This window comes from Halomonas llamarensis (assembly GCF_023555005.1).
Lineage (GTDB): Bacteria > Pseudomonadota > Gammaproteobacteria > Pseudomonadales > Halomonadaceae > Vreelandella > Vreelandella llamarensis.
The window spans coordinates 126,871-139,945 of the sequence record NZ_JAMJPJ010000001.1 but is presented as its reverse complement, the minus strand read 5'-3'; the positions used below and the strand labels follow the sequence as shown (position 1 = coordinate 139,945).

The window sequence follows — 13,075 nt, the reverse complement described above, 5'->3', positions numbered from 1 at the left end:
ACGTTAATTAAGCGGTGGCACATAGTCAAAGAGTAGCAAAGACGCATCGTTGACCGGCGTTTGCTCAAGTTGGAAAAACTGTCGCCGGCTGCGTTCAATGTATTCGATCATTTCATAATAGCGACGAATGTTGCGCACATAAATCACCGGCTCGCCACCGCGGGCGTAGCCGTGGCGCGTTTGGCTGTGCCACTCGCGCTGTTGCAACAGTGGCAGCGCCTCGCGCACATCCGCCCAGCTATCCGGGTCGTCGCCCTGCATCTCAGCGATTTTACGCGCATCGTAAAGATGCCCTAGGCCGACGTTGTAGGACGCCATGGCCATATATAAACGGTCATCGCCGGTAATGCTCTCGGGGAGACGATCGTGAATGCTGCGTAGATAGCGCGCGCCACCATCAATGCTCTGTGCCGGGTCGCGGCGGTTTTCGATCCCCATCTCTTTTGCCGTGGGGCGGGTGAGCATCATCAGCCCACGCACGCCGGTGGGAGACACTGCCTCCGGGTCCCAGTGCGACTCTTGGTACCCCAGGGCGGCAAGTAGCTTCCAATCAAAGCCGGTTTCGCGAGCGGCCTGTTTGAACAGCTCCTCATAGCGCGGCAGGCGCGAATCGAGGTGGGATAAAAACGTACGGGTGCCCACGTACTCCAAATAATCGTCATGGCCGAAATAGCGGGCCTTGAGACGTTCGAGCATGCCGCTCCCCTGAAGGTCTTCCAGGAAACGGTTGGCGGCTTGTAATAAGCCCAGCCCGCGCCCGCTGGGGACTGCCCACGCCATGGAGATGGTTTCGCCAATAGAAAAGCCTCGCTCGACATTGGGGAAAAAAAGCCGGTTGAGACGGAATTGATGGTCATAAATCACCGCCGCATCAAGGCTTTCGTTTTCGATTTTCGCCAAGAGCTCGGCGACTTCTAGCTCGCTGGACTCTTTCCAACTCAGCGCAGGGTGCTCGGCTTGTAGCTCACGCAGGTTGGCCGATGTGCCCGAGGCGCTTAAGCTACCGATCTCCAAGTCGATCAGATCGGCTGGCTTTTCAATGCCATGAATCCCGCGGCGATAGACCAAAAGCGGCTGCATATTGATAATCGGCCGGGTGAAGTGAATGCCCGGTGTGTCAGGCGCAAGCGGCAGCCTCGCCGCACCCAGGTCGCCCCGCTCGCGCACGGCAGGGAGTACGCTGTCCACATGGTGGCTCGCGTCGAGGTTTAGGCTCACCCCCAGATAGTCAGCGAAGCGGCGCATCAGCTCGTACTCAAACCCCGTGGGGCCTCGACGCCCCTCGTAGTAGGTCGTGGGTGAGGTACGGGTATGCACCGTCATAAAATCGCGGTGGTGAATTTGCTTTAAATGCTCGCCAGGCGGGGTGAGCGACATGGTTGGCACCATCACCAGCAATACGACGGCAATAAGCGCGTAGAAGAAGCGGAACTGGGCCGAAAAGTGGCGGTAAATCAGCGTTGGCATGGCATCTTATCGGCTTTGGCTGTGGCATCACGATACCCAGGCCGAGCCTGGCTGTCATCTTGCCGATTTCGTGTGTTCCGCGCTTTACCGTATCATAGGGGTAATCAGTGTCATAAAAGCGGGTCGCCCTGCGGCCTAATGATTTCCTGCTTGAACGTTACCCAGAACCTTTTCCTGCTTTAGAGGCTCCCAGATATGCTCGAACTGCGAGGCGCGCCCGCCCTATCGGCTTTCCGTCATGCTCGGTTACTGGAAACGCTGCGTGAACGTGTGCCTGAGGTTGAGGCGTTCACAGCGGACTATGTCCACTTCATTGACCATCACGGCGAGTTGGATGACCCCGCCCGCGAGCGGTTGGCGCAGCTGCTCGACTATTCCGTGGGCCATTCCAAGGACGTTGGCTCGCACAGCAGCGAGCCGACTGATCCGCTTCAGGGCGCGCAGCGTTTTTTGGTGGTGCCGCGTATCGGCACGCAGTCGCCTTGGTCATCGAAAGCGACCGATATCGCCCACAACTGTGGCGTGAGCGATGTGACACGCATTGAGCGCGGTATCGACTATCGCATCGCGTTTAGCGCGCCGCCGGACGAAGAAGAGTTCAACACTCTGCTGGTGCTTTTGCACGACCGCATGACCGAAACCGTGCTGTTTGACGCCTCCGATGCGGCGAAGCTCTTTGCTCATCACGAACCGGCGCCGCTGGGCCGGGTAGATGTGCTGGATGGCGGTCGTGAGGCGCTGGCAGCGGCCAACCGTGAATTGGGGCTGGCGCTTGCCGATGACGAAATCGACTATCTGGTGGAGGCGTTCATTGAGCTGGATCGCAACCCCACCGATGTCGAGCTGATGATGTTTGCTCAGGCCAACTCTGAGCACTGTCGGCATAAGATATTCAACGCCGACTGGGTGATCGACGGCGAAGAACAGTCGCATTCGCTGTTCAAGATGATCAAGAACACCTTTGCTTCCTCGCCGGATAACATTCTTTCCGCCTATAGCGATAACGCCGCGGTGATTAAAGGCTCTCACGCAGGGCGCTTTTTCCCTACGCCACTAACCGGCGCGGGTGATGAGCGCGCGCAGTACGCCACCCATGAGGAGCCGATCCATATCCTGATGAAAGTGGAGACCCACAACCACCCCACGGCGATTGCGCCGTTCCCAGGGGCGGCGACCGGCGCTGGCGGCGAGATTCGTGACGAAGGTGCCACTGGTATCGGCGGCAAGCCCAAAGCGGGGCTTTCTGGTTTTACCGTCTCCAACTTGCGTATTCCAGAGTTTGTTCAGCCGTGGGAGGCGTTTGATTACGGCAAACCCGAGCGTATGCAGTCGGCGCTTAACATCATGCTTGAGGGTCCGATTGGTGGCGCGGCGTTTAACAACGAGTTTGGCCGCCCTAACTTGACCGGCTACTTCCGTACCTACGAGCAGGAATCGCTCAACGACGGTGGCATTGAGCGGCGTGGCTTCCATAAACCCATCATGCTCGCCGGTGGCTACGGCAATATCCGCGCCCACCACGTTCAGAAGGGCGATATCCCCGTGGGCGGCAAGCTGATCGTGATGGGCGGCCCGGCCATGCTGATTGGCCTTGGCGGCGGCGCGGCATCGAGCATGGCCTCTGGGGTGTCGAGCGCTGATCTTGATTTTGCCTCGGTGCAGCGCGAAAACCCTGAAATCGAGCGCCGCGCCCAAGAAGTCATCGACCGCTGCTGGGCGCTGGGCGAGCAAAACCCCATTCGCTTTATCCATGACGTCGGCGCCGGCGGGCTTTCCAATGCCTTGCCGGAGCTGGTGAAAGACGGCGGCCGAGGCGGTTTGTTTGATATTCGCGCCGTGCCTAATGCCGAGCCCGGCATGAGCCCGCTGGAAATTTGGTGCAACGAGTCGCAGGAGCGTTACGTGCTTGCCGTGGCGCCGGAAGAGATCGACACGTTCGACGCCCTTTGCCAACGTGAGCGCTGCCCCTATGCGGTGGTAGGCGAGGCGCTTGAAGCGCACCGCTTGGAAGTCCGCGACGGTCACTTTGAGGCACAGGCCGACAAGACCAAGCCCGTGGATCTGCCCATGAGCGTGCTGTTCGGTAAGCCGCCGAAAATGCAGCGCGAATTCAGTCGTCACACGCCCGAGCTTTCCGGCGTGATGCTGGATAACTTGGATCTGCGCGAGGCGATGGATCGTGTGCTGCGTTTGCCCACGGTGGCATCCAAAAGTTTTTTGATCACCATTGGCGACCGTTCGATTACCGGCCAAGTGGCGCGTGACCAGATGGTCGGCCCGTGGCAGGTGCCGGTGGCCGATGTCGCGGTGACCACGGCAAGTTTCGATACCTGCGCCGGTGAGGCGATGGCAATGGGCGAGCGCCCCCCCGTGGCGCTGATTAACCCGGCGGCGAGCGCGCGTCTCGCCGTGGCCGAGGCGATCACCAACCTCGCCGCCGCGCCGATTGCCAAGCTCAGCGATATCAAACTCTCCGCCAACTGGATGAGCGCGGCCAATCACCCCGGCGAGAACCAGGCGCTGTATGACGCCGTGCACGCCGTGGGGATGGAGCTTTGCCCGGCGCTGGGCATTGCCATTCCGGTGGGCAAGGATTCGATGTCGATGCGCACCGCCTGGCAAGCGGAAAACGCCAAAGGCGACACCGAGGAGAAAAGCGTTACTTCGCCGCTCTCCCTGGTGGTGACCGGCTTCGCCCCGGTGACCGATGCCATGGCCACGCTCACTCCCCAAATCAACCTGGACCAGGAAGAGTCTGACCTGATTCTGATCGATTTGGGCAACGGTCAAAACCGCATCGGCGGCTCGGCCTTGGCGCAAGTGTACGGCCAAGTTGGTAACGAGTGCCCGGATGTCGACGACCCCGAAGATATCAAAGCGTTTTTCGAGGTGATTCAGGGCTTAAACCGCGACGGCAAGTTGCTTGCTTACCACGACCGCAGCGACGGCGGCCTGCTCGTAACGCTGTTGGAGATGGCGTTTGCCTCTCACGCGGGCCTTGAGATCAAGCTTGATTGGCTGATCGACGAGCCGGTAGAAGCCTTCAATGCGCTGTTCTCGGAAGAGCTGGGCGCGGTGATTCAGGTCAATCGCGCTGACACCGAAGCGGCACTGACGCAGTTCGCCATGGCGGGGATTGAAACCTGCGGCGTTATCGCGCGTCCGCGTTACGATGACCAAGTGCGCGTCACGCTGTTTGAAGAGCCGCTGCTGGAAACCACGCGTCAGCTCACTCAGCGCACCTGGTCGGAAACCAGCTACCGCATGCAGGCGCTGCGCGATAACCTCGAATGCGCCAAAAACGAGTTCGATAACCTGCTGGATGTCCGCGACCCGGGGCTTTCGGCAACGCCAACGTTTAATGTCGATGAGGATATTACCGCGCCGTTTGTCAACACCGCCAAACCGGCCATGGCGGTGTTACGCGAGCAGGGCGTCAATGGCCAGGTAGAAATGGCCTGGGCCTTCGATAAGGCAGGCTTTGACGCGGTCGACGTTCACATGAGCGATATTCTCGAAGGCCGCGTGTCGCTGGACGAGTTCAAGGGCTTGGTGGCCTGCGGTGGCTTTTCCTACGGCGACGTGCTCGGCGCTGGTGGCGGCTGGGCGAAATCGGTGCTGTTTAACGAGCGTGCCCGCGAACAGTTCGCCCGCTTCTTCCAGCGCGACGATAGCTTCTCGCTGGGCGTATGTAACGGTTGCCAGATGCTATCGCAGCTGAAGTCGCTGATTCCCGGTGCACAAGATTGGCCCGATTTTGTCCGTAACGAGTCCGAACAGTTTGAAGCGCGGGTGGCGATGGCGCGCGTGGAGCAAAACCCGTCGATTCTTCTGGCCGGGATGGAAGGCTCCCAGCTGCCCATCGCCGTCGCCCACGGCGAAGGCCGCGCCGTGTTCCGCGACAGCGCGCACCTGCGCACCATGCAATCAAGCCAGCAGGTGGCGCTGCGCTACATCGACAACTATGGTCAGGCCACCACGCGCTATCCGGCCAACCCCAACGGCTCGCCCTCGGGCATTACCGGCCTCACCACGCCGGACGGCCGCGTGACCATCATGATGCCGCACCCAGAGCGCGTGTCCCGTGCGGTCACCAACTCTTGGCGCCCTGCTGAGTGGACCCAAGACGGCGCTTGGCTGCGGCTGTTTCGCAATGCCCGTGTTTGGTTGGGCTGAGTCCTGTCTTTGCTGATGAATCAGCGGCCTGCGGGCCGCTTTCCTGTTTCGCCAATTGGTGGCGAGCTAAAGGGATCTTCTGGGAGCTCGAATGCATCAAATTCTTAACGAACGTGTCACGCTGACCTTCGCCGACCATGTGGCCGAGGTTATGTTGTCGCGACCCGATCATCACAACGGCCTGGATTGGGCCATGATCGATGGCCTGCTAGCGGCTCAGCAGTGTCTAACGCAGCTAGAGGGAGTGCGTGCCGTGGTCCTGAGCGGCGATGGTGACAGCTTTTGCGCGGGTCTCGACATGGCGTCGGTCATGGGTGAGGCGGCGCGGCTACCGACCTTGCTGGCACCCGACACGGCGGGCATCAATCCGGTTCAACGCCTAGCCCTGGGCTGGCGTGAAGCCGACGTTCCCGTGGTAGCGGCCCTGCACGGGCATGTCTATGGCGGCGGCTTGCAGATAGCGCTGGGTGCCGATATCCGCATTCTCCACCCACACGCCCGTCTGGCCTTGCTGGAGATCGATTGGGGCATCATCCCCGATATGGCCATCAGCGTAACCGGGGTGGGGTTGCGCCAGGATGTACTTCAGGAACTGGCGATAAGCGGGCGCAAAGTGTCAGGGGAAGAGGCGTACGCGTTGGGCCTGGGTAGCCGGTTGAGCGATACGCCTCGAGAGGCCGCCCGGGAAACCGCCGCGCTCATCGCTGCGCGCTCACCTCGGGCCGTTGCTTCGGCTCGCAAGCTATTCGCTCGCGCGCCGGACTTAGCCCACCGCGATCGGCTGGCCCTCGAAGCGCACCTGCAGCAACAATTGCTTGCTGGCACCGAGCATCGCGAAGCGGTAAGCGCGCGAATGGAGCGTCGCGCCCCGCGTTTTGACTGATATGCCTCGATCCAGTCCTTCCGCCGATGCTGTTTCCGGCTCGCCACCCTGTTTGCGGCCTTACCAACGCGAAGCGGTCAAGCGCGTGGTGGCGCATTTTCGTCAATCGAGCGACCCAGGCGTGGTGGTGTTGCCCACTGGTAGCGGAAAATCGCTGGTGATCGCCGAGCTTGCGCGCTTGGCACGCGGGCGTGTGCTGGTGCTGGCTCACGTGCGCGAGCTGGTGGAACAGAACCACGCCAAGTTTGAGGCGTACGGTTTACAAGCAGACATCTTTAGCGCCGGGCTAAAGCGCAAAGAGGCCGCGCGCCAAGTGGTGTTTGGCTCGGTGCAGTCGGTGGTGCGCAACTTGGCAAGCTTTAATGATGCTGGCTTTACCTTGCTGGTGATTGACGAGTGCCACCGCGTCTCGTTGGACGACAACGCCAGTTACCGCCAAGTGATCGATCACCTGCGCGCCCAGAACCCTCAGCTTAAGATTTTGGGGTTAACCGCTACGCCCTTCCGGCTGGGGCAGGGCTTTATCTATTATCGTCACCATCACGGCATGGTGCGCGGCAGCACCGACAGCTTCTTCCGCGATTGCGTGTTCGAACAGCCGCTGCGTCTGATGGTCAAGCAGGGGTATCTGGCAAGGCCCGAACGACGCGATATGGCGGTGGCGCACTACGATTTCTCGGCGCTGGCGCCGGGCAATCACGGCACTTTTCGTGAGGAGGACTTAAATCGCGTGGTCGCGGGTAACCGCGCCACGCCGCAGATTATCGCTGATATCATTGGGCACGCGCGTGAGCGAGTCGGCGTGATGATCTTTGCCGCCACGGTCGCCCACGCCGAAGAGATCATGGGGTATCTGCCCAGTGAGCAGGCGGCGTTGATTACCGGTGGGACCGTGTCTGAGACGCGCACGCGCTTGATTGAGGCGTTTAAAGCGCGAGAGCTTAAATACCTGGTTAACGTCGCGGTGCTAACGACCGGGTTTGATGCGCCGCACGTGGATTTGATTGCCATACTGCGGCCCACCGAGTCGGTGAGTCTCTATCAGCAAATTGTCGGACGCGGCCTGCGTCTTTCGCCGGGCAAGGAGGATTGCTTGGTGCTCGACTACGCGGGCAACCCCTGGGATCTTTACGCGCCAGAAGTGGGTGAGCCCAAGCCCGATAGCGACAGCGAGCCGGTACAGGTGGAATGCCCTGACTGTGGCCACGCCAACCTGTTCTGGGGCAAACGCGACGGTGAGCTCGTGCTTGAGCATTTTGGTCGTCGCTGCCAGGGCTTGGTCGAAGCTGACAGCGATAGCCGTGGCGCAGCACCGGGCGCCGATAAAAAGCAATGTGAGTTTCGTTTCCGCTTTAAAGTATGCAGCGACTGCGGCGCGGAAAACGACATCGCTGCACGGCGCTGCCACGGCTGTCAGCAGCTTTTGGTGGACGCCGACGACAAGCTCAAAGACGCCTTGAAACTCAAAGACGCCAGGGTGCTGCGCGTGGCGGGTATGCAGCTAGAGGCCACCGCCAACGGGCGGGGGCTGCCGCGCTTGAAAGTGACGTATTTCGATGAGGATGGCACCACCCTCGCCGAGTGGTTCGCGCTGGAAACCTCCGCCCAGCGGCGCGCTTTCTACGCGGCCTTTCTACGCGATCATCTGCGTGCACCGGGCGTTTCGTGGCAACCGACGTCACCCGAGGCGGTCATCGCCGAGCAGCGCCGCCTGCGTCACCCGGATTTTGTCGTCGGCCGTAAGGTCGGGCGGCATTTCCAAATCCGCGATAAGCTGTTTGACTACCAAGGGCGCTTTCGCAAAGCCGCGGAGGCAAGGTAGCATTGCCGGTAGTTTTTTATCACCTTCACTTCATCGTCGTACAGCAGGGAGTGCACCATGCCCGTGGTTCTGCGCTTGCAAGGATTCAAGTTCTTTTTCTATTCAAACGAAGGTGATCCCTTGGAACCTGCTCATATCCATGTGTTTAAAGCAGGCTCTGAGGCAAAGTTCTGGCTGTCACCTGAAGTACAGCTGGCACAAAATGATGGGTTTGATGCCAAAGAGCTACGTAACATTAGCACTATGGTAGTGCAGTACCGTAACCAACTTGAGGCCGCCTGGCATGACTACTTCTCCTAAAAGTGTGACGTTCGATGACGATAATTTTTGGGTGGCGCTAAGTGACGGGCGAACCCTTGGGGTGCCTCTGGCCTGGTATCCGAGGTTGCTGAATGCAACGCCAGAGCAGCGAATGAATTACGAGCTGAGTGCCCGAGGAATTCATTGGGATCAGGTGGATGAAGATATTTCCATTGATGGTTTGTTGGCGGGGCGCGGTGATATGACGCGCCATCGACAAGCCGTTGCTTAAGCGTGAGCGAGACGCCTGAGATCAGTGAACCAATAGCCGACGGCGACGCCGCTTTAACACACGTGGTGGCGCGGCTTTTTGACGAGCCAATTACAACGCTGCCGGAGGATTTGTATATTCCGCCGGAAGCGCTGCGGGTGTTTCTGGAGGCCTTCGAAGGGCCGCTGGATCTGCTGCTGTACCTCATTCGCCGCCAAAACTTGGATATCCTTAACGTTAACGTCGCCGCTATTACCCATCAGTACATCGAATACGTTGAGCTGATGAAGGCGATGGAAATTGAGCTGGCCGGTGAGTACCTGTTAATGGCGGCGATGCTTGCCGAGATTAAATCGCGCACGCTGCTGCCGCGCCCGCCCAAGGAGGAGAGCGACGACGAGGAAGACCCGCGCGCTGAGCTTATCCGGCGTTTGCAAGAGTACGAACGCCTCAAAGAAGCGGCGGAGTCGCTCAATACGCTGCCGCGCATGGGGCGCGATTGGTTCAGCGTACAGGCGGGGTTGCCGCCGTTGGAATCGCGCGTCGTTCATCCCGACGTCGAGCTGGACGAGCTTCTCGGCGCACTTGCCGGGCTTCTCAAACGCGCCGAGCTGACCCAGACGCACCATATTAGCCGCGAAGTGCTCTCCACCCGCGAACGGATGCTCGCGATCATGGATCAGCTACAGCGTGCGCCCGGTCGCGATACCCCCTTTGAGGCGCTTTTTGCCCTGGAAGAAGGCCGCGCTGGGGTGGTGGTCACATTCATGGCCATTTTGGAGCTGGCCAAAGAAGCGATGATCGACATTGTACAAAACGCCCCGCTCTCGCCCATCCACGTACGCGCGCGGCAAGTGGCGCCAGACGGTCCAGCCGAGGTGATAGATGGCGGTGAAGGGAGTGCTGATGAAAGCCCGTTTGAGGACGTAACATGAGCGATAACGGGGCAACGACCTTAGACGATATTCTCGAAGCGGCGCTGCTCGCCGCCGGTGAGCCGCTAGCGCTTGAGCGGCTGGAAACGCTGTTTCGGGATGCCGAATGCCCGCCGCGAAGCGATATCAAACAGGCGCTTTTGCGCCTAGAGCGCCGCCACGTCGACAGTGCGTTAGAGCTTATTGAGACGGCCTCGGGTTATCAGCTGCGCATTCGCCCGCGGCTGTCGCCCTGGGTATCGCGGCTGTGGGACGAACGCCCACAGCGCTACTCGCGGGCGCTCTTGGAGACGTTGGCGCTGATTGCCTACCGCCAGCCGGTGACTCGCGGCGATATCGAAGAGGTGCGCGGCGTGAGTGTGTCGAGCTCGATTGTGCGCACGCTGATGGAGCGCGGCTGGATTCGCGTGGTGGGGCATCGCGATGTGCCGGGACGCCCCGCGGTTTACGCCACCACGCGCGGTTTTTTAGACGACTTCGGCCTGAAAACGTTGGACGCGCTGCCGCCGATGCACGCGCTTACCGCAGCGGCGACGGCGGATGACGAAAGTCCTGATACCGCCGCCGCTGATTTATCCCTAGACGCCAGCGATAAAACGGGGCAGGATGCGCCCCCTGAGACGGCCGAGACGGCCGACCCACACGCCGAGACGGCGTTAAACTCGCCGCTGAGCTTTGCCGATTTGGAAGCACGGCTCGCGGCCCGTGCGCAGCGTGGCGATAAGCCCGAGCGCACGTCGACAGAAGAGAAGCCAGATGAGCATGAATCAGGACAGTAACACCGCCCCCGTCACCAGCGAAAAGCTGCAAAAAGTCCTCGCCCGCGCGGGTTTAGGCTCGCGCCGTGAGATGGAAAAAGCCATTAGCGATGGCCGGGTGCGGGTGAATAATCAGGTCGCGACACTAGGCGATCGCGTTGAGCTGCGTGACAAGGTCACCTTTGATGAGCGCCCCGTCACGCTGCGCACCGAAGAAGAAACACCGCGCCGCGTGATCATGTACAACAAGCCTGAAGGCGAACTGTGTACACGCAAAGACCCGGAAGGGCGTCGCACCGTGTTCGATCGTCTACCGCGCTTGAAAGGCGAGCGTTGGATTGCCATTGGTCGGCTGGATATCAACACCAGCGGCCTGTTGCTCTTCACTACCGACGGCGAGCTTGCCAACCGGCTGATGCATCCCTCCACCCAGGTCGAGCGCGAATACGCCGTGCGGGTGATGGGCGAGGTGAAAAAAGAGCACCTCGTCGCGATGGTCGACGGGGTGATGCTGGAGGACGGCCCCGCGCGTTTTACTGACGTGCAGGAGTTCGGCGGTGAAGGGATTAATACCTGGTTCCACGTGGTGATTCTAGAAGGCCGCAACCGCGAGGTGCGTCGCTTGTGGGAGTCGCAAGGGCTGACGGTGAGCCGCTTGAAGCGCGTGCGCTACGGCAACATCTTCCTCGATAAGCGCGCCAAAGCTGGTGAGTGGGTGGAACTGGGTCAGGATGAAGTCGATGACTTGGCCACCCTGGCGGGCCTTGAATCGCGCAAAGTGCCGGAATTGACGCCGGATGAGAAAAACCGCTGGAGCCGCGACAAGAACAAACGTCGCCCGGTTCAAGCCATGCGCAAGCCTGGTATGCCTAAAGCGACGCATAAAAATAAGCGTCGATAAGCCATAAAAAGCACAGCGAAAGGCGAAAAAGACTTGCGGATGCCGCGCCGTATACGTAGGATATGCATCCGTTCGGGCGGGTCGTTAGCTCAGTTGGTAGAGCAGTTGACTTTTAATCAATTGGTCGTAGGTTCGAATCCTACACGACCCACCAATACCGAATCGTGCAAAACTGCTAAAAAGCTCTTGGCAAATAAAATCATAGCAAAAAAGTTCTTAGCAAAAAGGGTCGTTAGCTCAGTTGGTAGAGCAGTTGACTTTTAATCAATTGGTCGTAGGTTCGAATCCTACACGACCCACCAAATTCAACGCCCTTGGCAGCTTGCTGTCAGGGGCGTTTTGCTGTGGACAGCAAAAAAACGTCGGTGTAGCCGGTGCATGTGGCATGTGTATGACCTTTTGCCCTTGCAGCATGCAACATTTTACTCGCAGAATAGTCTAAAATTATGGAGCAATCAGGCCAGCCATCGCGAGAGACGCAACGGCTGGCTGCTTAGGCGCGGCGCGTGCGGAGTGCATACGCTGCGGTCGATGTTCAACAGGGGGATTCCCTGTTTGTCACAGTGGTAGACACGATGACGATTATGACTTCTCAAGCGGAGCTCGATACGCAGCTCCCTAGTGCATACTGCCCCACGCGGATTCCCGCGGAAGATCAGGCGCGTGTGGAAGAGATCAAACGCCTGTTAACAGCGCACAACGCTGTGCTGGTGGCGCACTATTATACCGATGATGCCATTCAGCAGCTGGCCGAAGAGACCGGCGGTTGCGTGGCAGATTCTCTCGAAATGGCACGCGTTGGCGCCCGCCACGACGCCACCACGTTGGTGGTCGCGGGTGTGCGCTTTATGGGCGAAACGGCCAAGATACTCTCACCGGAAAAACGCGTGTTGATGCCCACGCTAGAAGCGACCTGCTCGCTGGATATCGGTTGCCCGGCGGATGAATTCAGTGTCTTCTGCGATCAGCACCCTGACCGTACCGTGGTGGTTTACGCCAATACCTCGGCGGCGGTGAAAGCGCGTGCGGATTGGGTGGTGACCTCTTCCATTGCGGTGGACGTGATCGAGCATTTGCAAGCGAAAGGCGAGAAGATTCTGTGGGCACCGGATAAACACTTAGGTGGCTACATCCAGAAAAAGACCGGCGCCGACATGCTGATGTGGGATGGGGCTTGCATCGTCCACGAAGAGTTTAAAGCCAAAGGGGTAGAGGACTTAAAGCGTCTTTATCCAGATGCCGCCGTGCTTGTTCACCCCGAGTCGCCCGAGCCGGTGGTTCAGCTTGCCGATGTCGCGGGCTCGACCTCGCAGCTTATCAAGGCCGCGCAAACGCTGCCTAACGATAAACTGATCGTGGCCACCGACCGCGGTATCTTTTTTAAGATGCAGCAGGCAGTGTCGGCAAAAACGCTATTTGAAGCCCCCACCGCTGGCAACGGCGCAACCTGTCGAAGCTGTGCGCACTGCCCATGGATGGCGATGAACGCGCTGGATAATCTCGCCGGCGCGTTGCGCGAAGGCACCGGTGAAGTTTTTGTCGACGACACGTTACGCCAGCAAGCGCTCAAGCCGCTGGAGCGCATGCTTAACTTTCAGCCCTAACCGTTAGGTTCGCCAACG

At 59.7% G+C, this 13,075-nt stretch carries 10 protein-coding genes and 2 tRNA genes; 11 read left to right on the top strand and 1 reads right to left on the bottom strand.

Annotated elements, in window-relative coordinates:
* Window positions 1–3: 3 nt before the first annotated feature.
* Window positions 4–1,467, bottom strand: a complete 1,464-nt coding sequence (mltF, locus tag M8006_RS00605; protein ID WP_250079006.1) for a membrane-bound lytic murein transglycosylase MltF — start codon at window positions 1,465–1,467, stop codon at window positions 4–6.
* Window positions 1,468–1,662: 195 nt separating this feature from the next.
* On the opposite strand from mltF, the gene purL reads away from it, so the two are divergent.
* From purL to nadA, 11 genes are all read left to right on the top strand, one after another.
* Entirely contained in the window at window positions 1,663–5,643 is a 3,981-nt protein-coding gene (gene purL, locus M8006_RS00600; protein ID WP_250079003.1) for a phosphoribosylformylglycinamidine synthase, read from the top strand.
* A 91-nt stretch (window positions 5,644–5,734) separates the two neighbouring features.
* Window positions 5,735–6,526, top strand: coding sequence for a crotonase/enoyl-CoA hydratase family protein (locus M8006_RS00595; protein ID WP_250079002.1), 792 nt, complete (start codon window positions 5,735–5,737; stop codon window positions 6,524–6,526).
* A 1-nt stretch (window position 6,527) separates the two neighbouring features.
* Window positions 6,528–8,348, top strand: coding sequence for a DNA repair helicase RadD (gene radD, locus M8006_RS00590; protein WP_250078998.1), 1,821 nt, complete (start codon window positions 6,528–6,530; stop codon window positions 8,346–8,348).
* 57 nt (window positions 8,349–8,405) lie between these two features.
* Entirely contained in the window at window positions 8,406–8,648 is a 243-nt protein-coding gene (locus M8006_RS00585) for a DUF4160 domain-containing protein (RefSeq protein ID WP_250078997.1), read from the top strand.
* Window positions 8,632–8,880: a DUF2442 domain-containing protein gene (locus M8006_RS00580; protein ID WP_250078995.1), complete on the top strand. Its 249-nt coding sequence runs from the start codon at window positions 8,632–8,634 to the stop codon at window positions 8,878–8,880. The genes M8006_RS00585 and M8006_RS00580 overlap by 17 nt, the downstream gene beginning before the upstream one ends.
* 2 nt (window positions 8,881–8,882) lie before the next feature.
* Window positions 8,883–9,794 carry a segregation and condensation protein A gene (locus M8006_RS00575; RefSeq protein WP_250078993.1) on the top strand — a complete coding sequence of 304 codons (912 nt, stop codon included), beginning with the start codon at window positions 8,883–8,885 and terminating at the stop codon, window positions 9,792–9,794.
* Entirely contained in the window at window positions 9,791–10,573 is a 783-nt protein-coding gene (gene scpB, locus M8006_RS00570) for an SMC-Scp complex subunit ScpB (protein ID WP_250078991.1), read from the top strand. Before M8006_RS00575 ends, scpB begins: the two co-directional genes overlap by 4 nt.
* Window positions 10,557–11,453: a 23S rRNA pseudouridine(2605) synthase RluB gene (gene rluB, locus M8006_RS00565; protein WP_250079521.1), complete on the top strand. Its 897-nt coding sequence runs from the start codon at window positions 10,557–10,559 to the stop codon at window positions 11,451–11,453. The genes scpB and rluB overlap by 17 nt, the downstream gene beginning before the upstream one ends.
* A gap of 78 nt (window positions 11,454–11,531) precedes the next feature.
* Window positions 11,532–11,607 (top strand) — tRNA-Lys (locus M8006_RS00560).
* Between the two features lie 72 nt (window positions 11,608–11,679).
* Window positions 11,680–11,755, top strand: a tRNA-Lys gene (locus M8006_RS00555).
* Window positions 11,756–12,028: 273 nt separating this feature from the next.
* Entirely contained in the window at window positions 12,029–13,057 is a 1,029-nt protein-coding gene (nadA, locus tag M8006_RS00550; protein ID WP_250078989.1) for a quinolinate synthase NadA, read from the top strand.
* The last annotated feature ends 18 nt before the right edge of the window (window positions 13,058–13,075 follow it).

Excerpts from the sequence above, each read along its gene's own strand:
- mltF (WP_250079006.1), bottom strand. The coding sequence starts at position 1,467 with ATGCCAACGCTGATTTACCGCCACTTTTCGGCCCAGTTCCGCTTCTTC.
- purL (WP_250079003.1), top strand. The coding sequence starts at position 1,663 with ATGCTCGAACTGCGAGGCGCGCCCGCCCTATCGGCTTTCCGTCATGCT.
- M8006_RS00595 (WP_250079002.1), top strand. The coding sequence starts at position 5,735 with ATGCATCAAATTCTTAACGAACGTGTCACGCTGACCTTCGCCGACCAT.
- radD (WP_250078998.1), top strand. The coding sequence starts at position 6,528 with ATGCCTCGATCCAGTCCTTCCGCCGATGCTGTTTCCGGCTCGCCACCC.
- M8006_RS00585 (WP_250078997.1), top strand. The coding sequence starts at position 8,406 with ATGCCCGTGGTTCTGCGCTTGCAAGGATTCAAGTTCTTTTTCTATTCA.
- M8006_RS00580 (WP_250078995.1), top strand. The coding sequence starts at position 8,632 with ATGACTACTTCTCCTAAAAGTGTGACGTTCGATGACGATAATTTTTGG.
- scpB (WP_250078991.1), top strand. The coding sequence starts at position 9,791 with ATGAGCGATAACGGGGCAACGACCTTAGACGATATTCTCGAAGCGGCG.
- rluB (WP_250079521.1), top strand. The coding sequence starts at position 10,557 with ATGAATCAGGACAGTAACACCGCCCCCGTCACCAGCGAAAAGCTGCAA.
- nadA (WP_250078989.1), top strand. The coding sequence starts at position 12,029 with ATGACGATTATGACTTCTCAAGCGGAGCTCGATACGCAGCTCCCTAGT.